Annotated in this window: 24 protein-coding genes and 1 pseudogene; 11 read left to right on the top strand and 14 right to left on the bottom strand. The window is 61.5% G+C overall.

Features of this window, described 5'->3' with window-relative positions; translation table 11 throughout:
- Positions 1 to 21: 21 nt before the first annotated feature.
- From Cth01_RS19265 to Cth01_RS19250, 4 genes are read right to left on the bottom strand one after another with little or no spacing between them, the layout of a single operon-like run.
- Positions 22 to 438, bottom strand: coding sequence for a MaoC family dehydratase (locus Cth01_RS19265; protein WP_003078281.1), 417 nt, complete (start codon positions 436 to 438; stop codon positions 22 to 24).
- 12 nt (positions 439 to 450) lie between these two features.
- The gene (locus Cth01_RS19260) at positions 451 to 1,554 is read right to left on the bottom strand and encodes an acyl-CoA dehydrogenase family protein (protein WP_045840115.1); all 1,104 of its coding nucleotides are present in this window, start codon (positions 1,552 to 1,554) and stop codon (positions 451 to 453) included.
- 15 nt (positions 1,555 to 1,569) lie between these two features.
- Positions 1,570 to 2,514, bottom strand: coding sequence for a Zn-ribbon domain-containing OB-fold protein (locus Cth01_RS19255; RefSeq protein ID WP_045840114.1), 945 nt, complete (start codon positions 2,512 to 2,514; stop codon positions 1,570 to 1,572).
- A gap of 18 nt (positions 2,515 to 2,532) precedes the next feature.
- Positions 2,533 to 3,324, bottom strand: a complete 792-nt coding sequence (locus Cth01_RS19250; protein WP_034360305.1) for an SDR family oxidoreductase — start codon at positions 3,322 to 3,324, stop codon at positions 2,533 to 2,535.
- A gap of 108 nt (positions 3,325 to 3,432) precedes the next feature.
- On the opposite strand from Cth01_RS19250, the gene Cth01_RS19245 reads away from it, so the two are divergent.
- A complete protein-coding gene (locus tag Cth01_RS19245; protein WP_012837522.1) occupies positions 3,433 to 4,245 on the top strand; it encodes an enoyl-CoA hydratase in 813 nt (270 codons plus the stop codon).
- Between the two features lie 210 nt (positions 4,246 to 4,455).
- Here the strand turns inward: Cth01_RS19245 and Cth01_RS24555 are convergent.
- Together Cth01_RS24555 and Cth01_RS19235 are read right to left on the bottom strand one after the other, a co-directional pair.
- A pseudogene (locus Cth01_RS24555) lies at positions 4,456 to 4,647 on the bottom strand (GFA family protein); the annotation flags it as partial.
- Positions 4,648 to 4,867: 220 nt separating this feature from the next.
- Entirely contained in the window at positions 4,868 to 5,635 is a 768-nt protein-coding gene (locus Cth01_RS19235; protein ID WP_045840112.1) for an SDR family NAD(P)-dependent oxidoreductase, read from the bottom strand.
- Positions 5,636 to 5,743: 108 nt separating this feature from the next.
- On the opposite strand from Cth01_RS19235, the gene Cth01_RS19230 reads away from it, so the two are divergent.
- The 3 genes from Cth01_RS19230 to Cth01_RS19220 all read left to right on the top strand — a co-directional run bounded on the left by Cth01_RS19230 (position 5,744) and on the right by Cth01_RS19220 (position 8,460).
- Positions 5,744 to 6,655 carry a LysR family transcriptional regulator gene (locus Cth01_RS19230; RefSeq protein ID WP_045840111.1) on the top strand — a complete coding sequence of 304 codons (912 nt, stop codon included), beginning with the start codon at positions 5,744 to 5,746 and terminating at the stop codon, positions 6,653 to 6,655.
- A 43-nt stretch (positions 6,656 to 6,698) separates the two neighbouring features.
- On the top strand, positions 6,699 to 7,139 hold the full coding sequence (locus Cth01_RS19225) for an acetyltransferase (RefSeq protein WP_045840110.1): 441 nt from the start codon (positions 6,699 to 6,701) through the stop codon (positions 7,137 to 7,139).
- 409 nt (positions 7,140 to 7,548) lie between these two features.
- Positions 7,549 to 8,460, top strand: a complete 912-nt coding sequence (locus Cth01_RS19220; protein ID WP_045840109.1) for a bifunctional GNAT family N-acetyltransferase/nucleoside diphosphate kinase regulator — start codon at positions 7,549 to 7,551, stop codon at positions 8,458 to 8,460.
- Between the two features lie 162 nt (positions 8,461 to 8,622).
- Here Cth01_RS19220 and Cth01_RS19215 read toward each other — a convergent pair whose 3' ends face one another.
- Both Cth01_RS19215 and Cth01_RS19210 read right to left on the bottom strand, forming a co-directional pair.
- Complete coding sequence (locus tag Cth01_RS19215; RefSeq protein ID WP_045840108.1) at positions 8,623 to 9,000, bottom strand: steroid Delta-isomerase; 378 nt, start codon at positions 8,998 to 9,000, stop codon at positions 8,623 to 8,625.
- A gap of 144 nt (positions 9,001 to 9,144) precedes the next feature.
- Positions 9,145 to 9,918, bottom strand: a complete 774-nt coding sequence (locus Cth01_RS19210) for a 3-alpha-hydroxysteroid 3-dehydrogenase (protein ID WP_045840107.1) — start codon at positions 9,916 to 9,918, stop codon at positions 9,145 to 9,147.
- Positions 9,919 to 10,073: 155 nt separating this feature from the next.
- Between Cth01_RS19210 and Cth01_RS19205 the strand changes: the two genes are divergently transcribed.
- From Cth01_RS19205 to Cth01_RS19180, 6 genes are all read left to right on the top strand, one after another.
- Positions 10,074 to 12,089 carry an NADPH-dependent 2,4-dienoyl-CoA reductase gene (locus Cth01_RS19205; RefSeq protein ID WP_045840106.1) on the top strand — a complete coding sequence of 672 codons (2,016 nt, stop codon included), beginning with the start codon at positions 10,074 to 10,076 and terminating at the stop codon, positions 12,087 to 12,089.
- Between the two features lie 16 nt (positions 12,090 to 12,105).
- The gene (locus tag Cth01_RS19200; protein ID WP_045840105.1) at positions 12,106 to 14,232 is read left to right on the top strand and encodes an NAD(P)/FAD-dependent oxidoreductase; all 2,127 of its coding nucleotides are present in this window, start codon (positions 12,106 to 12,108) and stop codon (positions 14,230 to 14,232) included.
- Between the two features lie 222 nt (positions 14,233 to 14,454).
- Positions 14,455 to 15,039, top strand: a complete 585-nt coding sequence (locus tag Cth01_RS19195; RefSeq protein WP_034410474.1) for a nucleotidyltransferase family protein — start codon at positions 14,455 to 14,457, stop codon at positions 15,037 to 15,039.
- 123 nt (positions 15,040 to 15,162) lie between these two features.
- A complete protein-coding gene (locus Cth01_RS19190; RefSeq protein WP_034396803.1) occupies positions 15,163 to 15,639 on the top strand; it encodes a GNAT family N-acetyltransferase in 477 nt (158 codons plus the stop codon).
- Positions 15,640 to 15,877: 238 nt separating this feature from the next.
- Entirely contained in the window at positions 15,878 to 16,369 is a 492-nt protein-coding gene (locus Cth01_RS19185) for a hypothetical protein (RefSeq protein ID WP_034378479.1), read from the top strand.
- Between the two features lie 280 nt (positions 16,370 to 16,649).
- Positions 16,650 to 17,483: an aminoglycoside phosphotransferase family protein gene (locus Cth01_RS19180; RefSeq protein ID WP_034360279.1), complete on the top strand. Its 834-nt coding sequence runs from the start codon at positions 16,650 to 16,652 to the stop codon at positions 17,481 to 17,483.
- Positions 17,484 to 17,535: 52 nt separating this feature from the next.
- On the opposite strand, the gene Cth01_RS19175 is transcribed toward Cth01_RS19180, so the two are convergent.
- From Cth01_RS19175 to Cth01_RS19160, 4 genes are read right to left on the bottom strand one after another with little or no spacing between them, the layout of a single operon-like run.
- Positions 17,536 to 17,796 carry a hypothetical protein gene (locus Cth01_RS19175; RefSeq protein WP_034360276.1) on the bottom strand — a complete coding sequence of 87 codons (261 nt, stop codon included), beginning with the start codon at positions 17,794 to 17,796 and terminating at the stop codon, positions 17,536 to 17,538.
- 18 nt (positions 17,797 to 17,814) lie between these two features.
- The gene (locus Cth01_RS19170) at positions 17,815 to 18,207 is read right to left on the bottom strand and encodes a nuclear transport factor 2 family protein (protein ID WP_034360523.1); all 393 of its coding nucleotides are present in this window, start codon (positions 18,205 to 18,207) and stop codon (positions 17,815 to 17,817) included.
- A 17-nt stretch (positions 18,208 to 18,224) separates the two neighbouring features.
- Positions 18,225 to 19,124 carry a twin-arginine translocation signal domain-containing protein gene (locus Cth01_RS19165; RefSeq protein WP_034360274.1) on the bottom strand — a complete coding sequence of 300 codons (900 nt, stop codon included), beginning with the start codon at positions 19,122 to 19,124 and terminating at the stop codon, positions 18,225 to 18,227.
- A gap of 50 nt (positions 19,125 to 19,174) precedes the next feature.
- Positions 19,175 to 19,813: a DsbA family protein gene (locus Cth01_RS19160; RefSeq protein ID WP_034360271.1), complete on the bottom strand. Its 639-nt coding sequence runs from the start codon at positions 19,811 to 19,813 to the stop codon at positions 19,175 to 19,177.
- 79 nt (positions 19,814 to 19,892) lie between these two features.
- On the opposite strand from Cth01_RS19160, the gene Cth01_RS19155 reads away from it, so the two are divergent.
- Positions 19,893 to 20,828, top strand: a complete 936-nt coding sequence (locus Cth01_RS19155; protein WP_034360268.1) for a LysR family transcriptional regulator — start codon at positions 19,893 to 19,895, stop codon at positions 20,826 to 20,828.
- 262 nt (positions 20,829 to 21,090) lie between these two features.
- Here the strand turns inward: Cth01_RS19155 and Cth01_RS19150 are convergent, their stop codons facing one another.
- Both Cth01_RS19150 and Cth01_RS19145 read right to left on the bottom strand, forming a co-directional pair.
- On the bottom strand, positions 21,091 to 21,861 hold the full coding sequence (locus Cth01_RS19150; protein WP_034360265.1) for a glucose 1-dehydrogenase: 771 nt from the start codon (positions 21,859 to 21,861) through the stop codon (positions 21,091 to 21,093).
- 284 nt (positions 21,862 to 22,145) lie between these two features.
- Positions 22,146 to 23,570: a coniferyl aldehyde dehydrogenase gene (locus Cth01_RS19145; RefSeq protein ID WP_034396793.1), complete on the bottom strand. Its 1,425-nt coding sequence runs from the start codon at positions 23,568 to 23,570 to the stop codon at positions 22,146 to 22,148.
- Positions 23,571 to 23,655: the final 85 nt, after the last annotated feature.

Below are 23,655 nucleotides of genomic sequence, written 5' to 3'. Positions count from 1 at the left end.
GAATGTCTCCGCTTGTTGTTCTTAGGCCAGGGCCACTTGCACAGTGCCGCTGACGTGAGAGCCCATGGAATTGCTGCCCTTGAGCGTGATCTGAACGCTGCGCGTGGCCTCGTTCTTCTCGGTCACGGAGCCCGTGAACTTCATGGTGTCGCCGGGATAGTTGGGCGCGCCCAGGCGAATCTTCAGATCCATGAGACGCGCATCGTCGCCAGCCCAGCTCTCGACAAAGCTCTGTACCAGACCGTTGGTGGTCAGGATGTTCATGAAGATATGGGGTGAACCCAGCTCGCGTGCGGCATCGCGGTCATGATGTCCGGGGAAATAGTCACGCGTGGCGATGGCGCCGCCGGCAATCAGCGGCACGGTGATGGGCACGCTGACGGGCTGCAGTTCGTCGCCCACGTTCACCGACTCGAAGCGAATAGATTGATTTGCCATGTTGTTGTCTCCTTAGCGGTCTTCGGGCAGGTCGTACTTCCAGCCGAGCGTGTCGTTGTCTGCGAGCCACTGGCCCAGCGCTTGCAGGTGCTGCTCGGCACTGCCGAGCTCGGCAGCCAGTGCACGACACCAGAACATGAAGCGGTGAATGTGATAGGTCACATCCACGCCCATGCCGCCATGCACATGCTGCGCAACGCGGCCTACCTTCAGGCCCAGCTCGTTGGACTGGGCGCGCACCGCGTGGGCCTGCGGCGTGCAAGGCAGGCCGGCATCCAGACGCCAGACCAGCTGGCTCAGTGCGCTGCGCTGCGCCTGCATGAGGATGTAGCCGTCGGCCATCTGGCCCTGCACCAGCTGGAAAGTACCGATGGGACGGTCGAACTGCTTGCGCTCGCTCACATACTCCACGGTGCGGCGCAACTGCTCCTGTGTCACGCCCTGCTGCAGGCTGGCCAGGCAGGCGATTGCCATTTCGTTGACCCAGTCCAGCGCACGGCCGCCCAGCACGGCCAGCACCGGCGTGTTGCGAAAGCTGATGTCGGCCACCGCACAGTAGTCTTCGCGCATGCCGGCCACGCGGCTGACGCCATCCGCCTGCAGGCTCACCAGCACCAGCTTGATCTCATCGCCCGCCGCCGCCGCCACCAGAGCCACCCGGGCCTGCTCGCCCAGCGGCACGGCTTGCAGCTGGCCTTTGAGTCGCTCACCCTGCAGCTCAAGCGCCGGCCCGCGTGTAGCCACTGCAGCCTGCAGCGACAGAGCCAGCAACTCGCCCTGCATGGCGGACTGAACGACTGCGTCCTGTCCCTCGGCAAACCTGGCAATCGCGGTCGCAGCGACCTGCTGCTGCCACAGCGGAACCTGCGCCAGCGCACGGCCTTGCTGCTCCAGCACGGCCAGCATCTCGCTCATTCCCAGACCCAGGCCGCCGGCAGCTTCCGGCACCAGGATGCTGTGCAGGCCCGCAGCCACGCACTGCTGCCACAGATCCTGCATGAAAGGCTGACCTGAGGCATCGTGCTCGCGCAGCTTGTCGTCGGTGCAATAGTCTGCAAACAGGCTTTGCGCCATGTCTGCGAATGCACGTTGGTCTTCACTGAGTTGAAAGTCCATGACGGTCTCCTCGCATCAGCCCACGGGACGGAACTGGGCCAGAGTCAGATCACCGTCGAAGGTGTTGAACTCAACCTGCACCTTCTGACCGATCTGCACCTCGCCGGGCTTGACGCCGACCAGTTGGGCAATCAGACGCACGCCCTCCTGCAACTCCACCAGACCGATGGGATTGGGGTGGTCGAAAGGCGGTACTTCGGGGTAGTGCATGACCACGAACGAGTACACCGTGCCCTTGCCGCTGGCCTCCACCGTGTCCCAGTCAAACGAATGGCACTTGGGGCAGACGGGACCCGGTGGATGGTGCAGATCGCCGCAGCTCTTGCAGCGCTGAATCAGGAGCTTGCCTTCCTTCAGGCCTTCCCAGAAGAAGCGGTTGTCATCGCTCACGCCTGGGGCGGGTCGCTTGATCTTCGGGGCGGCAGCCTGCGCAGGATCGGCCTTTTGCACATTGGCGGGACGGAACTTGAAGACGCGGAACATCAACTGGCCGACCTTCTCGTCTTCGCCATTCGCTGCCTTGATCGAGAAGTACTCCATGATCTGCGTGACAAAGTAACCCGTGCCCAGGGCCGTGGTCTTCTCTTCGCTGATGGCTTCCAGGCGTGTCGTGTAGTACAGGTCTTCACCTTCGAGCACATCGCGCTCGAAGCTCAGCTCGGAATTCACCGCCACGGTGGAAGGAAAGTCGTGCGCTTCGATCAGCTTCAGAACTTCATAAGGATTCTCTGTCGTGGAGCCTGGCGGGTAGTTGTTCTGCACCGGCCCTTCCATGCACCAGACCTGCAGCATCGCGGGAGGGGCAATGGTCTTGCCATCCTTGTTGGTCTTTACGGCCACCCCCATCAGCTCGCTCCACTGACGAATCATGGGGCTGTTGACCTTGTCCCAGGCATAGACACGCCCGTATTGCTTGCCCACGTATGCGCGGACCTCTGCCATCCAGTCTTGATCGGTCAAGATTGTCTCCTTTGAAATTCAGTGTTTTTGTTGCACGGATTCCGAGTTCGATGCGCTCAGAAATGCGGGGCGCTCACCACCGCCATGCAGCAGCAGATTGGTGCCGCTCATGTAAGAGGCGTTTTCGGAAGCCACATACAGACAGGCATTGGCAATGTCCTGCGGCTCGGCCAGACGACCCGCAGGAATGGTCCCGGCGACAGAGGCAATTCCCGCCTCATCCCCGAAATGCAGGTGCGACTGTTCGGTGCGCACCAGGCCGGGGCTGACCGCCACCACACGCACCTTGGGCGCCCACTCCACGGCCAGAGAACTGACCAGGCTCAGCACTGCAGCCTTGGCCGCTCCATAGGCTGCCGTACCGGGGGAAGGACGCAGCGCGCTGATGCTGCCGATGCAGACAATCACGCCACCGCCATCCTGCTGCTGCATCACGGCATTGGCGGCCTGGGAGGCGTGCAAGGTCGAGAACAGATTCAGACGCAGCACGCTTTCATGAAAGCGCGGAGACACCGTAGCGGCATCCACATGGGGGGCGCCACCGGCGTTGTTGACGAGAACGTCCAGACGGCCATGGCGGCGCTGCACCTCATCGACCATGTCCTTGACGGCCTGGGCCTCGCGCACATCGCATGCAACGAAGTCCGCGCTACTGCCATTGATGCTTGGCAACGCTTCAGGTTGCTGACGGCCGCACACCACTACCGTGGCACCTGCCGCGAGAAACGCCTGGGCAATGCCCTTGCCGATGCCCTTGGTGCCGCCAGTGACCAGCACCACCTTGTCTTGAAAGCTTTTGTTCGTATCCATGCCTGCCAATTTAGGTTTCGGCACCAGCAGCAGATACGTCCAAAAGGACGATGTTGCTCCACCCCTTGAAAACGACCATCGTCCCTGTTCAACTCCTTGGGAATTCCTATGTCGGCATCGCTTTCCGCTATTGAAAACATGGACACCGCGCAGCGAGAGCTACTGGTTCGGCATCAGGACCATGGCGTGGCAATCGTTCAGCTCAACCGCCCCGAGGCAACGAACGCGCTGAGTCTTTCTCTGCAGGCTGCGCTGTCCAGGACCTTCGCCGAACTGAGCGCAGACGCCAGCGTGCGCTGCATCGTTCTGACCGGCGGCGACAAGGTGTTTGCGGCAGGCGGCGACATCAAGAGCATGGACTCCTGCGGCCCCATAGAGATCATGAAGCGCCACACCGAGCGCGTCTGGGCCCCCATTGAGAAGTGCCCCAAACCCATCATTGCAGCGGTCTGCGGCTATGCCTTTGGCGGCGGGGCCGAGCTGGCCATGCATTGCGACATCATCATTGCCGGGCAAGGGGCCAGCTTTGCACAGCCCGAGATTCGCATCGGCATCATGCCCGGTATCGGCGGCACCCAGCGGCTGGTGCGCGCCGTGGGCAAGTTCCAGGCCATGCGCATTCTGCTGACCGGCAAACCCGTCAGCGCCGACGAAGCCTATGCCATGGGTCTGGTCAGCCTAGTCTGTGCAGACGATCAGGTAATCCCTGAGGCGCTGAAAATGGCAAAACTGATTGCCAATATGCCGCCACTGGCCGTGGAGCAGATCAAGGAAGTGGTGATTGCAGGCATGGACGCATCGCTCGATGCCGCCCTGATGCTGGAGCGCAAGGCCAACCAGATCCTGTTTGCGACCCGCGACCAGAAGGAGGGCATGAATGCGTTCATCGAGAAACGCCAGCCGGTGTTCAAGGGGGAGTGAGCACATCAAACCAGGGCCGCAACATCGCCTTGCACGAGGCCTGTGCAGCAACCCGAGGGGCTAAGGCGGCCCTCAGTCATTGCGCATGCAGCCACCGGCAAAGCTTGACCACAAAGGCTGCGACTCCAGATGCGCATGCTTTTGCTTGAGAGCCGAAAAAGGCGAGTCCAGCGTTCCCAGTGCGATACATATCCAGTCGACCCAGTCACCGGCCTGTCTGGACCAGAACAGGGATGAGCCGCAGTGCTGGCAAAACTGCCTGTGCACGGAAGCCGACGATGCATAGGATTTGATATCACTCTGCCCGGAGACTATGCACAAATCCTTGCGCGGTACGGCGCCATAGCTCGCGAACGCGGAGCCATGGCTTTTGCGGCACTGCCCGCAATGGCAGTGGGTCACGGCCCTGGGCGGCGACAGCAGCCGATAGCCGACTCTTGCACATAAACAGCTTCCCAGATAGTTCTCGGGCACGACTCAGTCTCCAAATCCTCTATCCCCAACACCTGGTCCGCAGGCATCGAATATCTGCCGCTGCGTGTCTGCATGCATCCCATATGCCTTGACCGCCCTGGCGCTGCCGGGCAAGGCCGCGTTCCGAATGGAGTTGCCCGGCGTACGCTCAGAGCATCATGCCACCAGACACTTCAATGCGCTGGCCCGTGACCCAGTTGTTGCCATCGGCAAGCAATGCGGCAACCGCGGCGCCCACATCGTCGGGGCGCCCCGCCCGGCCCATGGCGGTCAGGCCGCTGATATGGGCGTTGAGCTGTGCATTGTCGCGCACCACGCCGCCACCGAAATCCGTCTCTATGGCGCCGGGTGCAATGGTGTTCACGGCGATGCCGCGTGCGCCAAGCTCCTTGGCCAGGTAGCGCGTCATCACCTCAATGCCGCCCTTCATCACCGCATAGGCGGCGTAGCCGGGGAGACTGAAGCGTGCCAGCCCGGACGAGGTATTGATGATGCGTCCGCCGTCCCGGATCAGGGGTAGCAGTTTCTGCGTCAGAAAGAACGTGCCCTTGAGGTGAATATCGACGAGCAGATCAAACTGCTCTTCCGTGGTTTCGGCAAACGGCGCCACCAGGCCGATACCGGCATTGTTCACCAGATAGTCCAACTGTTCGCGCTGCCAGGTATCGGCCAGCACGCGCCTGACGCTGTCCGCAAATGCGGCAAAGCTCTTGCTTTCACCAACGTCCAGGCGCAGCGCCACGGCGCGACTGCCCTGTGCCTCGATGCGGGATAACAGCTCCTGCGCATCGCTTTCGCTGTCCTTGTAAGTGATGATCAGATGAACGCCGAGCTCGGCCAGCTTGAGGGCTTCGCTACGGCCCAGGCCACGGCTTGCGCCGGTGATCAATGCGATACGGGGTGCAGATGCTTGCATGTCGGTCTCATGGAGGATGTCAACAAGCCAGGACTTTAGGTGTTCTCAATTCATGAATAAACACGAGAAAAAAGATCGCACTGTTCACTTTGAAAATACAATAAAGCCATGGATTTCAATGCGCTTCATGTGTTCACCCGCGTTGCCGAACTCTCCAGCTTCACCCAGGCCGCAGAGCAGCTCGGGCTGACCAAAAGCCGTGTGTCTACCGTGGTGCAGCAGCTGGAAAAGCAGCTGGGAACCCGTCTGCTGCAACGCACCACCAGACATGTGCGGCTGAGCGCCGATGGCGAGCAGTTCCTTGAGCGCAGCAAGGAACTCATGGCCGACCTGGAACAGCTGCAAGCCATGTTCCAGCCTGCCGCCAGCGGGCTGCGAGGCAATCTGCGCATCGATATGCCCAATTCTCTGGCCCGGGATGTCGTCATTCCGAAACTGCCCGAATTCCTCTCGGCCCACCCTTTGCTGGAAGTAGGCATCAGCACCAGCGACCGCCGCGTGGATGTGGTGCAGGAAGGCTTTGACTGTGTGGTGCGCATCGGCCCGCTGGCAGATACCGACCTGATCGCCCGCACCATCGGTGCAATGGAGATGTGCAATCTGGCCAGTCCCGCCTATCTGGAGCGCCACGGCACGCCCGCAACACTGGCCGATCTGTCATGCCACCGCATCATTCACTATGCGAACCAGCTCGGGCGGCATGGCGCGGGCTGGGAGTATCAGCACGGCAAGGAAATCGCGCTGCAGTCCATGCGCTGCGCCCTGGTGGTCAACGGCACGGATGCCTACCAGGCAGCCTGCCTTGCCGGTCTGGGCCTGATTCAGGCACCCGTCCGGGGTGCGCGCCATCTGCTGGATCAGGGCCTGCTGGTCGAGGTCATGCCCGACTTCAAGGCCGCGCCCATGCCAGTGTCCCTGCTCTACCCGCATCGCAGACATATTGCACCGCGGGTCACCGCGTTCCTGAACTGGATCACCGAGGTGCTGGAGCCCCATCTGACAGGCATGGACCGCTCTTGATGCCTGACCACGGGACAAGCGTGTTCGTACGCATAATCCGGCGATGACTTCCATTCGAGCTTCCCGCCCCGACGAAGGGGCACGAGCGATCGAGATCTGGCGCCATGCCGTTGATGCCACACATGACTTTCTGAGTCCGCAGGATCGCTCCGAGATTGATGAGATGGTGTGCAGCTTTCTGCCAGACGCCCCGCTGTGGTTCGCCGTCGACGAGCAGGACTATCCCCTGGCATTCATGCTCATGGACCAGGGCCATATGGAGGCACTGTTTGTGGACCCCGACTTCAGGCACCGGGGCCTCGGTGCGGCGCTGGTGCGCCACGGCCTGGCACTGCATCCCGAGATGAGCACCGATGTGAACGAGCACAACGCTCAGGCAGTGGGCTTTTACGAACGCCTGGGCTTCAGGCGCACGGGCCGCTCCCTGCATGACGGACAAGGCCGCGCCTACCCGATCATCCATCTCAAATACGCCAATCCCTGAATGGCCGGCCTGGCTGGACTACGCGCGTCGCCCCGGCACGGATCGCAACATCCAGCGCTTCAAATGCTATCTAAATAAGAGCATATTGCGCCTGTCTTTTATTGACCATAACCACAAAACATTCGAAATTCGAATGCAGTCAGGCGCAAGCAGCTTCTGAATACAGAGCATCGCAGCCGCCGGCTGCTGCTGTGTTGCAGCGCCGGCGCCATGGCTTCTCCGGCTCCGGGGCAAGCGCCGCACGCCACACCACAGGCTCGCCATAGACCGAGCAAAGAGATGCGAGATCAGCGCTGCGCCTGCGCAGCAGAATCCGCTTGCCTAGAATCGGCGCCTGTGTCGAAAGAACCGTCATGGCCCGCGCCGTGGCCATGAAAGGCTTTCATTCTTGCAACCGACGGTGTTGAAGATGAGCAAGCCTTTCATATCCCTGTGCCCGGAAATCACGCGGGCCAATGCACTGAATCTGATGGACTGGCTGAGCGACGAAGACGTCGTGCGCCACCTCAGCGATTCGCGTCATGTCTCGCGTCACATAGAGCAGCTCATCGACCGGGTTCAGCTGCCCATACTCACCCATCTCTTCAATCAGGGCGGCCGCTTCTTCATGGCCTACGACCGCGACGACCTGCCCGTGGGCTTCGTGCGTCTGATCCGCAATGGACCGGACTGCGAAATCGTGCTGGTCATAGGCAAGCGCGACAACTGGGGGCGCAAGCTCGGTGCCAGCGCCTTGCACGAGGGCATGAAGCTGGCCTTTTTCGACATGCGCGCCGAAAGACTGATTGCGAGAATCCATGCCGACAACACGCGCTCGCTCAAGGCCTTTGCGCACAACGGCTTTGTGCTGGAGAGTGAAACGCCCGCACTCAAGTCCTATGCGATGACGGCGCAGCGCTACCTCCAGCGCTTGCGCGCCGGGCTGCCGGGAGCGGCGGGCGGCATTTGCATCACCGCCGTGGATCAGTCACGCCTCAGAGATCTGCTCGCCCTGGAATGGGAGTCGCAAGCGGTCGATCTGGAGCATGAAATCGAGCGTGCCGCCATCGTCGATGCCCGGCAGGTGCAGCGCAATGTGGTCACGATGAACTCCAAAGCCTTGCTGCGCCTCGATGAGGTGGCCGTCGAAGTGGCCCTGGTCTATCCCGAGGATGCCGATGACAGTGCAGGAAGGCTCTCGGTTTTCTCGGGCGTGGGCACGGCCATTCTGGGCTGTCGGGAAGGAGACCGCATCGACTGGCGGATTCTCGATCGCACCTGCCATATCCGGATCGAGAAAGTGCTCTACCAGCCCGAGGCAGCCGGGCACTTCCATCTGTAAGCCGGCTCAGGCTGGGGGCATTCACTGCACCGCCTTGAACAACAAAATCAATAGCATCTCCCGCTGTATATCAATGGATTTCAGATTCAAAGAGTCTTGTAATCCTTTCAAATCAGGCGAAGACAGCTTCCATATCAGAAGCAGTCAAACGCCTGACTCTCATCAGACGGCGGCGTGAATATTCTTCTCGCCAAACAAGGCGCGCATGCTCACCACCTTGCCAGCGCCATTGAAGCGAAAGTGATCGATGGGCGCAATCACGGTCTTGCGGCCCTGATACTCGAAACTAACGGTGAAAGCGAAGGCCGCCTCGTCGGCAACCGCGCGCACCTCCTGCGTCAGCTCCACCGCTAGCGGCAGCTTGAGCGAGTTGGCGTAAAACGCACGAATCGCAGCCGTGCCGCACCTCGGCTCGGAGCCCACCGGGTCTTCCACCGTGGCGTCATCGGCAAACAGCGCGACGATGCCGTCCAGATCGCCGGCGTTCAGCGCAGCCACATAGTGCTGCACAACCGCGGTCATATGTTCTGGGGTATTCATCTCAAATCATCCTTTTAGCAAGCGCCGTTGAAAACCGGCAATGCCCAAACATGGGACGGCAAGCAAAAAAGCCGCCTTGCGGCGAGGCCATATTCTCCCTACCACAGAGAGAGGAGGAAGACGCAGGGCCTGCCTCGGGGGATGTCAGAACTGTGTCGGACGCATCACCGCATCAATGCCGCCATCAATGACGATCTGCGCGCCATGCACATAGCTTGCGGCCGGGCTCATCAAAAAGGCGATGACCGACGCCATCTCGGACGGCTCGGCTCGGCGGCCTATGGGAGGCACGAACTTGGCAATGGATTCGCCATAGCGCGGATCCTGCAGACCCGCCTGCAGCAAGGGAGTCTCGGTCGCGCCGGGGGCGATGGTGTTCAGGCGCACGCCGGCCTCGCCCCAGGCGGCGGTGCGTTTGCGCACAGCCACCGTCAAGGCATTCTTGCTGCCCGCATAGGCCAGATTGCCGCCCTGCTCTCCCGCTTGTTCGACAATGGCGCGGGCCTTGGCTTCCTCGCCGGCCTCCAGTGCCGGTGCCAGTGGGTTCTTGTCAAAAGCCAGATGCGCGGAAGCCACGGACGAGATGACGACGGCTGCGGGCTGCCGGCCCTGCTTCAGCAACGGCAGAAAAGCATCCATCAGCTCGGTCGCGCCAAAATAATTGACCGAAACCACATTGCCGATCACCTTGGTCTGCGGCCCCAGGCCGGCGCACAGCACCAGGCCGTCCATGCCCTTGCTGCACTTCGCCAGTACATCGGCAATCGCCTGCTTTCGACCTTCGGCCGTCGAGAGATCGGCAATCACTTCCGCATCGCGTATATCGATGCCTACGATCTGGTGGCCGGCCGCTTCCAGGACCTTGCGCGTAGCGGCACCAATGCCGGTGGCGCAGCCGCTCATCACGATGATGGACATGTCTTGTTTCCTTTTGTCTGGGTGGTGATGGCGCACATCTAAGCCCATCATGAACAGCCAGACTACATGCAAACGGACGATGTAATTCCCCTAGGGAAAATTTACCGTGGCCCTTCCTACACTGGCGCAACATCTGCGCGTGAGGAAATCCAGCCATGTACCCCCATCTCTTCCAGCCCATCACCATCGGCCATATCACCCTGAAGAACCGGGTTCTGATGGGCTCCATGCATACCGGGCTGGAGGATCAGGCGCAGGGTTTTGAAAAGCTGGCGGTCTTCTACACCGAACGTGCACGGGAAGGGCTGCAGCTCATCGTCACAGGGGGCTTCGGCGTCAACGAGTACGCACTGGGAATGCCCGAGCATTCCGAGTTCTCGACACTGTGCACGCCAGAGCAGGCGGCGCGGCACCGCCTCATCACCGATGCGGTGCATGCCGAGGGCTGCCATATCCTCATGCAGGTACTGCATGTGGGCCGCTACGACCACGGCAGCGGCGGCGTCTCGCCCAGCAGCGTGCTCTCCAGGCTCAGCAACCGCAGCTCGCGCGAACTCAGCGCGGCCCAGATCGAGCAGATCATTGCCGACTATGTGCGCTGCGCCTGCCTGGCCCGCGAAGCCGGCTATGACGGCGTGGAAGTCATGGGCGGCGAGGGCTATCTGATCAACCAGTTTCTGGCGCCGCTGACCAACTTCCGCACCGACGAATGGGGCGGCGATGCCGCCGGCCGCAGCCGCTTTGCGCTGCGCATCGTGCAAGGCATACGCGCGGCTGTGCCCGAGAACTTCGTCATCAGCTTTCGCCTGTCTCTGATGGACCTGGTCGAGCATGGCAGCCACTGGAAGGAAGTGCTGGACCTGGCCCGCCAGCTGGAAGCCGCTGGCGTGAACCTGTTCAACACCAGCGTGGGCTGGCATGAGGCGCGCATTCCCACCATCGCCATGATGGTGCCACGCGCTGCATTCAGCTGGGCTGCCGAGCAACTCAAGCAGGCAGTCAGTGTTCCCGTGGCGGCCAGCAACCGCATCAATACCCCCGAAGTGGCCGATGACCTGATTGCCCAGGGTCATGCCGACATGGTGGCCATGGCTCGCCCCTTTCTGGCCGACCCGGCCTTTGTGCGCAAGGCGCAGGCGGGCCAGAGCAGCGCCATCAACACCTGCATTGCCTGCAATCAGTCCTGTCTGGATCGCATCTTCACGCGCCAGCAGGTCAGCTGCCTGGTCAACCCCAGAGCCTGCCGCGAATGGGAATGGCCGCAGGAAAAAGCCGCAGTTCCGCGCAAGATCGCCGTGCTCGGTGCTGGACCCGCAGGACTGGCCTGCGCGCGCGAGGCGGCCGACCGAGGCCACAAGGTGACGCTGTTCGAGCCCGGCATCCGCATCGGCGGCCAGTTCTTTCTGGCGCAGAAGGTGCCCGGCAAGCAGGAGCTGGGCGAGACGCTGCGCTACTTCGAGCATGAGATCCAGCGCCTGGGCATAGAACTGCGGCTCAACACCACACCGGACATCAACACCCTGAGCGTCTTTGATCACGTGGTCGTTGCCACGGGAGTGACACCGCGGCGCAGCGGCATCGAGGGGGAGAACAGCTCCAAGGTGGTGGACTATATCGAGGCCTTGCGCAGCCCCCGCTTTGTCGGCGAACGCGTGGCCATCGTGGGCGCGGGGCCGCTGGGCTTTGACATGGCCGAATTGCTGGCCCATCACAAGGCCGACGACGGCAGCGTGGCCGCCTTTGACCGCGAATGGGGCATTGATCCAAAGCGCGAGCAGCGCGGCGGCATCAAGGCCAGCGAGAAAGCCGGTTCGCCGCGTCAGATCTGGCTGCTTCAGCGCAGCAAGGCGGCCATGGGCAGCACCTTGCCAACCACCACGGGCTGGATTCGCCGCGCCCGGCTCAAGAACAAAAGCGCACGCATGTTCAACGATGTGGAGTACATCCACATCGACGACAACGGCCTGCACCTGCGCATACGCGGCGAGCAGCGCTGCCTGAGCGTGGACAACATCGTGGTCTGCGCCGGCCAGGAATCACATGACCCCTGGTCATCAAGACTTCAAGCACAAAACATTGCGCACACAGTGATTGGGGGCGCGCGCAATGCCCACAAAATTGATGCAGCGCGCGCCATCGAAGAAGGGGCCGAACTCGGCCGAAAACTATAGGAGACAGCGAAACAAAATGAGCAATCCCCACGCATCAATGCTGGAGCCGGGCCGTATCGGCACCATGGAGCTGAAGAACCGCATCATCATGGCCCCCATGGGCGAGAACTACGGCGGCACCGACGGTATCTGCGGCGAGCGCGCCCAGGACTATTACGAAGAGCGTGCCAAGGGCGGCACCGGCCTCATCATCATGGGCACGGCCGCCATCTCCTGGCCCACCGGCACCAGCGAGCCGCACCAACTGGGTATCTCCAACGACAGCTTCATCCCCGGTCTGGCCGAAGTCACGCGCCGCGTTCACTCGCACGGCGGCAAAGTCGCCATCCAGATCAATCACAGCGGCAAGGTCGCGGCCAATGACCGCACCCACGGACGCGAGATGTGGGTGTCCTCGATTCCGCCCGACGGCCCTGTGGCCGAAGCCATGCGCACCGTCACGCCCAAGGAGTTCTCGACCTTTGTGGGAGTTGGCCCCTACCCCGACCGCTACCGCGTGATGGACAAGGCCGATATTGCACAGATGGTGGAATGGTTTGCTGCGGCCGCCCTGCGCGCCAAGCAGGCCAACTTCGATGCTGTGGAAGTGCACTGCGCGCACAACTACATGATCGCCAACTTCCTCTCCCCCTTTTTCAACAGCCGTACCGACGAATACGGTGGCAGCTATGAAAACCGCAGCCGCCTGCTGCGCGAAGTGCTGACTGCCGTGCGCGAGCGCGTGGGCGCCGACTTCCCCATCTGGGTGCGTATCGACGCCGAGGAAATGCACACGCCCGGCGGCATCACCATGGACGAGGCGCTCAAGACCGCCAAGCTCTGCGAAGAGCTGGGCGTGGATGCCATCAATGTCTCGGCCTATGCGCGCCTGCCCACAGGCACGGCCTTCACCGATGCACCGATTCCGCAAAAGCAGAATGCCTATCGCGAATTTGCCACCGGCATCAAAAAGGCTGTCGGCATTCCCATCATCTCGGCCGGCCGCTGGGAGCTGGATGCCGCCGCCGCCGCCATCAGCAATGGCGAGATTGACTTTGTGGCCATGGGCCGCAAGCTGCTGGCCGACCCCGACCTGGCCAACAAACTGCAAGCCAACGCCGCCCAGAGCGTGCGCCCCTGCATTTATTGCTATGCCTGCGTAAGCGAGATTTTCATCAACAAGGGCATCAAGTGCGCGGTCAACGCACAGACCGGCCACGAGGCGAGCAGGACCATCACCTTTGCCGAAAAGCCCAAGCATGTACTGATCGTCGGTGGCGGCCCTTCGGGCATGGAGGCCGCCCGCGTCGCCGCCCTGCGCGGCCATCGCGTGACGCTGGTCGAGCGCAGCGACCGCCTGGGCGGCACGCTGTTCTTTGCCGCACTGGCCTATCCCGAGAACGGCCGCCTGCTCGACTATCTGGTGCGGCAGATGGACCACCCGAACATCCAGCTGCGCTTGAACACCACGGTCGACGCCGGGCTGCTGGCCGAGCTGCAGCCTGACGAAATTCTGGTGGGCACCGGCGCCAGGCGTGCCGCGCCCGCCATCGAAGGCGCGCAGCAAAGCCATGTCTGGAGCGGCGACGAACTGCGCCGTCTGATGACGGGCGATCGCGCCGAAGAAATTGCCAAGGCCAAGCTGAATCTGGCCGAGCGCGCTCTGTTCAAGGCCGGCGGCATGTTCAAGGTGACGGACAGCACGGCAGCGATCCAGAACCTGTCCAAGCTGTGGATGCCCCTGGGCAAGCGCGTGGTCATCATCGGCGCAGGCCTGGTCGGCCTGGAACTGGCCGAGTTCCTGCTCGATCGCGGCCGCGAAGTCACCGTGCTGGACCCCGGCACCCATCCCGGTACCGAGCTGGCCATCGTGCGCCGCTGGCGCGTGTACGACGCCGTGAAGAAGCACGGCAAGCTGCTGATGCAGTCCAACGTCACGCGCATCGATCGCAAGGAAGTCGTCTGGACGGACAAAAAAGGCGAGGAATACCGCACGCCAGCCGACTCCGTGGTGCTGGCCATTGGAGCCGAGGCTGACTCCGCCGTTGCCGACCAGCTGCAATCCCTTACCCGGACTCCCGTGCGCCGCATCGGCGACTGCCAGGACCTGGGCTATATCGAGGGCGCCATGCATTCAGGCCATCAGGCCGGACGCGAAGTCTGAAGATACTCCTTGATAGCTGAAACCGCCTGCGTGCTCCATGCACGCAGGCGGTTTTCCATTGGCATCACAGTATTTCGGCAGCACCTGGCCCTTTGCCGATTGCCACCATGCGGCCAGCCGGAGCGAGGGGCTTCATCTGGCCGGAAGCGGGTTTTCGCAACTGAAGCAAAATAGGCTCGAACCTGCCTCTCACTTTTGCTCCACCAAGGATTGACTGTCCCGATGCCTACGCCTGAGCGCTTCGTTGCGGATGTCCTCCAAAATATCAACAATCGTACGATTCTTGAACGCTGGGATGATTTGAATCTTCCAGATGGCTGGCTTGTTGCAGGCTGCTTATTTCAGACAGTGTGGAATTTGCAGGCGCAGCGGAATCCAGAGGATTCCATCAAAGACTACGATCTCTTCTACTTTGATCCATCGAGCACCACTGACGGTGCGGAGCAGAAAGTACAAGCACATGCCGATCGCGTCTTACGCGACCTGGGCATCAGGATTGAAGTCACGAACCAAGCTCGGGTTCACTTGTGGTATGAGTCATATTTCGGTCGCCCATATGAGGCACTGCGAAGCTCTTGCGAGGGAATAGACCGATTCCTGATCCCTGCTACCTGCGTGGGTCTTCGCCCAGGCGGCCTCTATGCACCGAACAGCCTGGATCTGATCTATGACGGAGTTTTGGCACTCAATCCATTGACCCCGCATCGTGAGCTTTTCCAACAGAAGGCCGAGTCTTACCAAGCGCGTTGGCCATGGCTGCGAATCGTTGCCCAGGGTCATCAGCCCCAGAGAATTGATGCACTCTGATGTGTGCCTGCATGTCCGCCCTGGGTCGTGCCGGGACGGTGGCCTACCGGCCACGAGCAGACCTTACACTTCGGTGCAGACCGTTCAATTTACTCACGGCTCGCACTATGAAAAGTCTTTCCCATGTCTAAAAGTGACGCTGCAACAACTGTCGTAGTAAGAGAAGTCCAACCACATGACTTTGAAGCCTGGCTTTCACTCTGGGATGGCTATAACGCTTTCTATGGAAGGTCCGGAGCAACCGGACTGGCGAAGGAAATTACCCAAAAAACCTGGGAGCGATTCTTCAATCCCATCGAACCTGTATTTGCGCTGGTCGCTGAAGATGCAGGAGAAGTGGTTGGTCTAGCGCATTACATATTTCACCGTAGTACTACGAGACTTGGTCCGGTCTGCTATCTGCAGGATCTTTTCACGGCCCCGAAAAGGCGTCAGCTTGGAGTTGGCAAGGCCCTGATCAGCAAGGTCTATAAGCAAGCAATGCTGGCTGGCTCAAATCGCGTCTATTGGCAAACACAAGCAACCAATGAAGCCGGCCGAGCGCTCTACGACAAGTTAGCCAAACATAGCGGTTTCATCGTGTATAGCCATGAACTTTAGTCTCTCACTCCAGATGGACGAATGAGGCTCGTCAATTGATGGTGGCTTTGGGTTGAATCGATGCTCGAGTGCAGCCGCTGCTTTCAACCAGGACGCTCTTGCCCAATGCCGGCCTCTGCATCGACCTGGTCAGGGCATGCATGGCCCACAACGCCCAAGCTTGAGATAGACCCAGCCTCACGAGCTGTATAAAGAAACAGTAGACTTTGGACTTGATAGCTCCAGAAAAAGTCCAGAAATGCCAGCAGAACTCGAACCAGAAGACGTCTCCATCTTCGAAGACCGCCTTTGGCACCACAAGGGCTGGGAAGCCCGCGTCATCAAGAATGAAGACGACGATGGCTGGGCGGTGTCAATGACTCAGGACGGCCAGGCGGAACCTGCTCTGGTCGGCCCATGGACCATGGGGCGCGACAAGAAGAATCCCAAGCCTCTTGACGTGTCGGCCTTCAACACGCTGGTAAAGACTGCCAGCGAGGTGATACGTCGCCATGAGCAACACCAGGCAGCGCTGCTGCACAAAGCCATACAGATTGAAGTTCGCGGATTGCGCGTGACGGTGGCTCTCGATATTGAGCCCGATGAGGACAATCCCACGGCGACTCTCACTGCCACCGCGGCGGACGGCAGCGAATTGGCCAAGGTACGAGTCCGGCCGGACCATAGTCTCACCCGTGCTTCTGCACAGCGCTGGGCAGACGCAGGCTACCCGCGTGAGAGCGAGGACTGAACCTCCGGACAAGACCCTTGCTCAGAAGTCGGGGGGCCCTTTCAGGGCGACCAATGTCCGTAGCATGGCCTTGGCTGCTTGTGGAAGCTGGCTTGAGCACCGGAAGAAAGTAATGCCGGAGAAATTGAGCACACCACCCAGCCGACCTTCCCAGGCATGCCCGACACTGCGGAGCCCCGGTCAAGGAGCTGCATTGACCCGTTGAAACCACAGCCGTCAGCGGACATTGGATATCGCACCACATCTTCGGATTGCATGAGTTAGCTCGAAAATCAGCCAGATGCCCAACCTTGACCTGTTTGATATCCATCTCCACCGCTGGAGTGCGAAGGCGGCTGGTGACCCCTTCACAACTCATACAAGTGACCTTCTGCCAGTCATCCTTGCAAGGAACTGGGCAGATCTTCCTGCGATGATCAAGATCACGCGAAACCTTGACGAGCGCATCGGAGGCAGAGTGCTTCAATGGTGGGACGGCAATGGAGCAGCGCGAGTCTATGCTTGCGACCAAGATTCAGGAGCGCTGCTGATGGAGCGCGCAACCGGCTCCAGGCATTTGCTGCACATGGCTAGAGAAGGCGAAGATGATGCAGCGACAAGCTGTATCTGCCGCACCATCGAGCAACTGCATTCAAAGAGGTCCTCGGCACCACCCGAAGAACTGCTGCCGCTGACGGATTTTTTTAGGTCACTCGCGTTGATGGCGCAGCAGGAAGGCGGCTTGATGGCCGAATGCGCAACGGTGGCAGCTGAGCTGCTGCATGAGCAGCGCGAGCCTGTCGTCCTGCATGGCGACGCGCACCATGGCAACATACTCGATTTCGACAGACGTGGATGGCTGGCGATAGATCCAAAGCGCGTCACAGGTGAGCGGTACTACGACTACGTTAGCGTGCTGTGCAACCCCGACCTGGAGACTTGCACCGACCCGGGGCGCTTTGCGCGGCAGCTTGCAGTAGTCATCAATGTCACGGGGCTGGAACGTTGGCGTTTACTCAAATGGGTTATGGCTCACGCCGCTTTGTCGGCAGCCTGGTTCCTGGAAGACGGAGAGCGCACCAGGGCCAACAGGCAACTGGCCGTTGCGCATCTCGCCCGACAGGCACTGGGATGAGGCTTCCAGCTCTGCCGCCAAAAAGCCGGCTCTCGGACGGCCGGCCTCGGGTTCACGCGCCGGACCGAGCGCGCAGCGCCGCTTCGAACCGGGCCAGCTCCTGCTGCAGCGTGCCGCGCTGCCTGAAGCGCAGGCCTGCCCGCTCATACCAGTTCTCGGCGTCCTCCAGATCGCCTTCCTGCAGATGCAGCAGTCCGTGCAGCCAGGCCGCGAGCAGGCCTTCATGTCGCTGCACGGCATCGTGCGCGGCATTCCATTGCCCGGCTCGCATCAGCGACAGAATGGCTTGCAGCTGCGCATTGACTTCGCTCATGACAGGACTCCGTCGCGCTCAGGCCAGCAGCGCCTGCTGCACCAGGTGGCTGTCCACATACTGCTCCATGCTCGTGATCCTGCCCTCCTTGAGCCGGTACAGGTGAGCGAAGCCCGCCATCATCGCCTTGCCCGTCTTGCGGTAGGTTCCCGAATAGACGCCGAAAGCTGCCACACGGTCGCCATCGGCCAGGTAGGTGTGGACCTTGGCGCTGTAGCCGTCCCACTCCGTCGCCAGCCGCTGGAACACGCCCGCGACGATCTGCTGCGGGCCGACGTAGGTTCCTGCATAGGGGAAACCGGCGGCCTCGGTCCATTGGGCATCGGGCGCCAGTGCTGCCAGCAGATTCCTGCCGTTCTCTTCGGACGAACCTTCGTAGGTCGCGCGGATGATATCCAGATTGGTGGTCATGGTGTGCATCCCGGGCTTCAGCCCCACTTCATCTCACCCATGGCCACCTTTGCGCCGATCTGCAGCGCGGCGGCCAGGCCGGCGTCAGGGTAGCGCTTGTTCATGGCTGCGATCAGCGCGTCGCCATTGGCCGCCCTGGCCAGCTCCTGTTCGAAGGCCAGCAGGTACTCGCGGGTGTAGTTCACGGCCGAAACATCCAGCGCTTCATGGGCGCCCAGGTGGCCCGGCACGACCACGGCCGGATTGCGGGCGGCGATGGCTTCCAGGTTCTTTACCCAGGCCGCGCGAGAGGCAGCCGTCGGGGTATCGGCCGTCCACACATGCAACCCGGAGAAGATCAGCACGCCACCGAAGACTGCATTCAGCGAGGGGACCCACAGGTAGCGGCGGTTCTCCAGTCCTTGTGCCTTGACGATTTCGATGGTGTTGCCTTCCAGCATCAGTGCAGGGCCGTCATAGGCTTCAGGAAAGACGATGTCGGCGAGCTTCTGCGGACCGTTCTCCTTGAGCTGGGGCGCCCAGGTAGCTATCTTCTTTTGCACATTGGCACGGATGGCGGCAATGGTGTCGGAGGCGGCCAGCACCCTGGCATCGGGGAAGGCGGCCTTGATCGAGCCCAGGCTGAAGTAATAGTCCGGGTCGCTCTGGCTGACGTAGATGGTGGTCAGCTGCTTGCCCGATGCCTTGATGGCTTCGGCCACGGCGCGTCCATCGGGCAGGGAAAAGCCGCCGTCGATGAGAATGGCCTCCCTATCGCCCGAGAGCAGCACGGGCGCACGGAAGAAGCCTTTGTCGCCTGCGGGAAAGTGCTTCCATTGCAGCCTGGAATGGCCGCTCACAGCTGCGGCGCAACCAGCCAGGCCTGTGGCAATGCCGACAGCGGCAGCGGTTTGAACAAAGTCTCGGCGATTCATCATGATGGTCCTTCAGTGAATTTCAAAAATGGCGGGGGTCAGACGCGAAAGGCTCAGGCCGCGCTGAGCTGCTCGGCAAAGGCCTGCGGGTTGGAGTAAGCGGCACTGGAGTTCAGCAATTGGCGCTGGCCATTGGTTTCCAGAATGAAGCTTGGAACGCCACGCGCACCAAGCTGGCTCTGCAGCGCCTTTGCACTCTCGATGCGGGCTCGATTGGCAGCCAGCAGTTCACCATCGGACCGGCGCAGGCTTGCAGCAGCCTGCTCCAGCCCCAGGGCCTGCAGAACGGCCATCAATGTGTCCGGTTGCGTGATGTCCTCGCCATTGACGTAGCGGGCATGCTGAATGGACTCAAGGGCGTCAAGCTCACGCTCTGGGGTGCACAGACTGACAGCGCTCAGCGCCAGGGTGGCCGGGCCGCTGTCGAACAGTTGCTGACGATCCGACAGCACATGGCTGCGGTAGCGCTCGCTAAAGCGCTGCCCCGTCAGGCGCTCGATGCGCTGATCGTTGCTCCAGGCATAGGCGGCAAAGCCATCGTCCATGAGACGTGCACCCGCGCCTGCGAAAAGGCCGCTGGGCAGCAGGCGCAGTTCGACCTCAGGCACTTTGCCCAAGGCCGCCACCGCTGCGGCGGCACCGTAGCACCAGCCGCACAGGGGATCGAATACGTAATGCAGGGTCTTGGTCACCGAGGGCTCCGTTGCTTCAATACCGTGATCGTAGGAACAAAGCATTGACAGAAAAAGCCTGATCGAATAGATAAACTGTATGTCAATAGCAAACAATTCAGAAGAATCCGTCGCCGGCAGGCTTGCCAATCTCAAGCGCCTGGCCTACTTCGCGGCCGTGGTGGAAACCGGCAGTTTCACGGCGGCCGCGGACCGGCTGGGCATCACCAAGGCCGTGGTCAGCCAGCAGGTCGCAAGGCTGGAGCGCGAATTCCACACGACGCTTCTGACCCGCACCACCCGCAAGGTCGTTCCCACCGATGCAGGCCGGATCTTTTATCAACGCTGCGCATCCATCCTCAAGGAAGCGGGCGATGCTTTCGACGAGCTGGGGGAAGTTGCGGCCGAGCCTTCGGGAACCTTGCGTCTGACCGCCCCGCTGGACTATGGCATCACGGCAGTGGTGCCAGCCATCACCGAGTTCACGCGGCACTACCCCCAATGCAAGGTGGACGCCGTGTTCAGCGACCAGCCGCTTGATCTGATGTCGGGGCAGGTCGAGCTGGCAATCCGCGTCGGCTGGCTTTCCCACTTGAATGTGCAGGCCCGTCAGATCGGGAGCTTCAGGCAATTGCTGGTCGCCGCTCCCTCATTGCGCCGGCAAGTGACGCAGCTCAAACAGCCACAGCACATCAGCGAGCTTCCCTTTGTCGCGAACACGGCCTTGCGTGAACCCTGCAACTGGAGCTTCTCGCGCAGCGAGCTGGAGCGCCAGAGCGTGACAGTGCACCCTGTGATCTCGCTCGATGCGACACTGGCCGTGCGCGAAGCCGTGCGTCATGGAGCGGGCTTGTCGGTACTGCCCGACTTTGCCGTGGCCGATGATTTGAAAAGCGGCGCGCTGATACAGGTGCTGCCCAGTTGGTCTCTGCCATCGGGGGGCGTTCATGCCGTGTTCCCGACCGCACGATTCCGACCGGCAAAGGTCAAGGCCTTCGTGGACCTGATGCAGGAGCAAATCCGCTCCAGGGCATGACCAAGGTCGGCCATCAGACAGCTGACAAGCGGCTCGGGCGATGGCATGCTGAAGACACATCGGACCACCACCGCACAGCAGCCACGCCATCCGTGGCAGCAGCTTGCAGACCTTGCAATTGCGCTTGACCGGGAACGCAGCGGCTCGATTCCTGCTACGGACCGGCTCAAGCGACATCGTCAACAGGGCAAAGAAAAAGGGAGCCCAAGCTCCCCTTTTTCTGTGCAAGGCGGCCGCTCCCGCCTGAGCGATGCCATCAGACTCAGAAGTTGGGCGCTTCCACACCTCCGTCCACCCCCAGCACTTTACCGGTCACCCAGCTCGATGCGGGGCTGGCCAGAAACAGCGCGGCACTGGCGATGTCTTCGGGCTGGCCCATGCGTGCCATGGGTGTGGTCTTTTCCATGCGCTCCTTGCGATCCGGCGTGAGAAACGGCGCCAGTGCATCGGTCATGATGGTGCCGGGCTCGATGGCGTTGATACGCACCCTGGGACCAAAGTCCTGCGCCAGGCAGCGTGTCATCTGGTTGAGAGCGGCCTTGGCCGCACCATAGGCGCTGAAGTACTTTTGCGAGTAGCGTGCCGCCGTCGACGAGATATTGACCACGGCTCCGCCGCCCGCAGCTTCCATGGCCGCGGCCGCCTTCTGGATCAGCGTGTATGCAGGCACCACATTGAAGGCCAGCATGTCGCCCACGGCCTTGCCCGCCACCTTGCGCGGGTCGTTGGGGCCGCCACCGCCCACATTGTTGATGAGCACATTGATCTTGCCCAGCTCCTCCACAGTGCGGACGATGAGCTTGTCCAGATCTTCTTCCTTGTTCACATCGCCCTGCACGGCAATGGCACGGCGGCCCAGCGCTTCAATTTCGGCCTTGACTGCCTTCAGATCCGCCTCGGTGCGCGCAAACAGCGCCACATCGGCGCCGGCCTTGGCCAGCGTGACAGCGCATGCACGACCGATACCCTTGCCCGCGCCGGTCACCACGGCCACCTTCCCCTCCAGCGAAAACTGGCGAAAAATCTCGTTCATGTCTCTTCCTATGATTGCGTTCAGACCCGCCCATGCTCTGTACGAAACGCTTTCAGGACATCAGCCAAACGGACCATGGGCAAGTCCCATGGCCTGCCCCTGCAGCTTGCGTCAACACGCAAGCATTGAGCCCTTGAAATTGATAGCGCTGCACCAGGGCAGAGCCGCGAATCAGGCAAAGTCCAGATCAAGGACAGCGAGCAAGGGCCAAAGCGGCCCCGCCGCCCCGCAGCGAGGCTGTCGTCCCCCTCCGCGAAGCACAGAGGGGGAAGCCGCGCAACGGCTCAGGGGGTGACTGCTGCCTGCAGCATCTGCGCGAACTGCTCGTTATAGGGCGGCAGCATGCCCCACTCGCGACGCGGGTCGTGGTTGCCGGCCTTGTAGACGGAGCGGGCATGGCTGAACTCCAGAAAACCCTCGCGGCCATGATAGTGGCCCATGCCCGAAGCACCCACGCCGCCAAACGGCGCATCCTCCAGCGCCGGATGCATGACCACATCATTGATGGAGACACCGCCGGACAGCGTGTTGTCCAGCACCCAGTTCTGCTCCGTCTCGTCGCTGCCGAAGTAGTACAGAGCCAGCGGGCGCTCACCGGCATTGATCGCGGCCACGGCGTCGCGGATGTTCTGGAAGCTGCGCAGCACCACGGCCGGGCCAAAGATCTCGTGCTGGGAGATTTCGGCTTCGGCTGGCGGGTTGATAACCAGCGCCAGCGGCAGGCGGCGGTCTGCGCCGGCTTGCGCGGCACCGACTTCCAGCACGGTCAGACCGCGCGCCTTGGCATCATCGACATAGGCTTTCACGCGTGCGTGGTGGCGCTCGTTGATCACGGGCGTCATGTCTGCGTTGCCTGTCACCGAGGGATACAGCGCCTGGTATTGCGAAGCAATGCCATCGGCCAGCGCCTGCAGGCGGGATTCATGGACCCAGACCACGTCGGGTGACACGCAAAGCTGGCCGGAGTTGAGCGACTTGCCTACGGCGATGCGCTCGGCCGCATTGGCGATGTCGGCGGAATCGCCCACCAGCACGGGAGACTTGCCACCCAGCTCCAGCGTCACGGGCACCAGGTTCCTGGCGGCAGCAGCCATGATGAGCTTGCCCACGCTGGTGGAGCCCGTGAAGACCATATGGTTCCAGGGCTGCTCGGCAAACGCCGCAGCCACTTCGGGGCCTCCCTGCACCACGGCCAGCACCTGGGGATCAAAGCGCCTGGCCACGGCCTCGGCCAGCACCTGGGCCGTACGCGGCGCAATTTCGGAGGGCTTGAGCACGGCCCGGTTGCCAGCCGCGAACGCGCAGGCCAGCGGCGACAGCAAGGTGAACAGAGGTGCATTCCAGGTGCCGATGATGCCGATCACGCCCTTGGGCTGGTACTTGACCCAGGCCGTGGCGCCAAACATGTCAAAGGGTTTGACGCTGGGACGTTCGGAGTCACCCAGCCAGTCCCTGAGGTGATCGCGTGCATGCTTGAGCGAGGAGAGCGAGCCAAGAATGTCATTGGCCAGCGAGAACACGGCGGGGCGGCCACCAAAGTCTTCGCCCATGGCCTGGCAAAGTTCCTCCTTGTGCTCCACCAGCATATCGATGACTTGCTGAATGCGCTGCATGCGCACATCGGCGCTGACCGCAGCCTCTTCGATAAAGGCCTGTTTTTGCATGTCCAGCAACTGGCGAATGCCGATGGACGAATTCGTCTGGGTCATTTTGTCTCCTCGATATTTCTCTTGAAAGCCATGAACGGAAGGCACATGCTCAGACCTCCGGATTTCGCGGTCGTCGTCCAAAAAG

This window comes from Comamonas thiooxydans, assembly GCF_000964545.1.
GTDB lineage: Bacteria > Pseudomonadota > Gammaproteobacteria > Burkholderiales > Burkholderiaceae_C > Comamonas > Comamonas thiooxydans.
The sequence above is the reverse complement of the archived record's forward strand: the minus strand, read 5'-3'. Positions and strand labels throughout refer to the sequence as shown.

Coding starts and splice junctions, on each gene's coding strand:
- Cth01_RS19235 (WP_045840112.1), bottom strand. CDS start 5,635: ATGCAAGCATCTGCACCCCGTATCGCATTGATCACCGGCGCAAGCCGT.
- Cth01_RS19200 (WP_045840105.1), top strand. CDS start 12,106: ATGAGCAATCCCCACGCATCAATGCTGGAGCCGGGCCGTATCGGCACC.
- Cth01_RS19210 (WP_045840107.1), bottom strand. CDS start 9,918: ATGTCCATCATCGTGATGAGCGGCTGCGCCACCGGCATTGGTGCCGCT.
- Cth01_RS19195 (WP_034410474.1), top strand. CDS start 14,455: ATGCCTACGCCTGAGCGCTTCGTTGCGGATGTCCTCCAAAATATCAAC.
- Cth01_RS19225 (WP_045840110.1), top strand. CDS start 6,699: ATGACTTCCATTCGAGCTTCCCGCCCCGACGAAGGGGCACGAGCGATC.
- Cth01_RS19180 (WP_034360279.1), top strand. CDS start 16,650: ATGCCCAACCTTGACCTGTTTGATATCCATCTCCACCGCTGGAGTGCG.
- Cth01_RS19205 (WP_045840106.1), top strand. CDS start 10,074: ATGTACCCCCATCTCTTCCAGCCCATCACCATCGGCCATATCACCCTG.
- Cth01_RS19190 (WP_034396803.1), top strand. CDS start 15,163: ATGTCTAAAAGTGACGCTGCAACAACTGTCGTAGTAAGAGAAGTCCAA.
- Cth01_RS19245 (WP_012837522.1), top strand. CDS start 3,433: ATGTCGGCATCGCTTTCCGCTATTGAAAACATGGACACCGCGCAGCGA.
- Cth01_RS19150 (WP_034360265.1), bottom strand. CDS start 21,861: ATGAACGAGATTTTTCGCCAGTTTTCGCTGGAGGGGAAGGTGGCCGTG.
- Cth01_RS19220 (WP_045840109.1), top strand. CDS start 7,549: ATGAGCAAGCCTTTCATATCCCTGTGCCCGGAAATCACGCGGGCCAAT.
- Cth01_RS19185 (WP_034378479.1), top strand. CDS start 15,878: ATGCCAGCAGAACTCGAACCAGAAGACGTCTCCATCTTCGAAGACCGC.
- Cth01_RS19170 (WP_034360523.1), bottom strand. CDS start 18,207: ATGACCACCAATCTGGATATCATCCGCGCGACCTACGAAGGTTCGTCC.
- Cth01_RS19250 (WP_034360305.1), bottom strand. CDS start 3,324: ATGGATACGAACAAAAGCTTTCAAGACAAGGTGGTGCTGGTCACTGGC.
- Cth01_RS19230 (WP_045840111.1), top strand. CDS start 5,744: ATGGATTTCAATGCGCTTCATGTGTTCACCCGCGTTGCCGAACTCTCC.
- Cth01_RS19175 (WP_034360276.1), bottom strand. CDS start 17,796: ATGAGCGAAGTCAATGCGCAGCTGCAAGCCATTCTGTCGCTGATGCGA.
- Cth01_RS19145 (WP_034396793.1), bottom strand. CDS start 23,570: ATGACCCAGACGAATTCGTCCATCGGCATTCGCCAGTTGCTGGACATG.
- Cth01_RS19265 (WP_003078281.1), bottom strand. CDS start 438: ATGGCAAATCAATCTATTCGCTTCGAGTCGGTGAACGTGGGCGACGAA.
- Cth01_RS19155 (WP_034360268.1), top strand. CDS start 19,893: ATGTCAATAGCAAACAATTCAGAAGAATCCGTCGCCGGCAGGCTTGCC.
- Cth01_RS19215 (WP_045840108.1), bottom strand. CDS start 9,000: ATGAATACCCCAGAACATATGACCGCGGTTGTGCAGCACTATGTGGCT.
- Cth01_RS19260 (WP_045840115.1), bottom strand. CDS start 1,554: ATGGACTTTCAACTCAGTGAAGACCAACGTGCATTCGCAGACATGGCG.
- Cth01_RS19165 (WP_034360274.1), bottom strand. CDS start 19,124: ATGATGAATCGCCGAGACTTTGTTCAAACCGCTGCCGCTGTCGGCATT.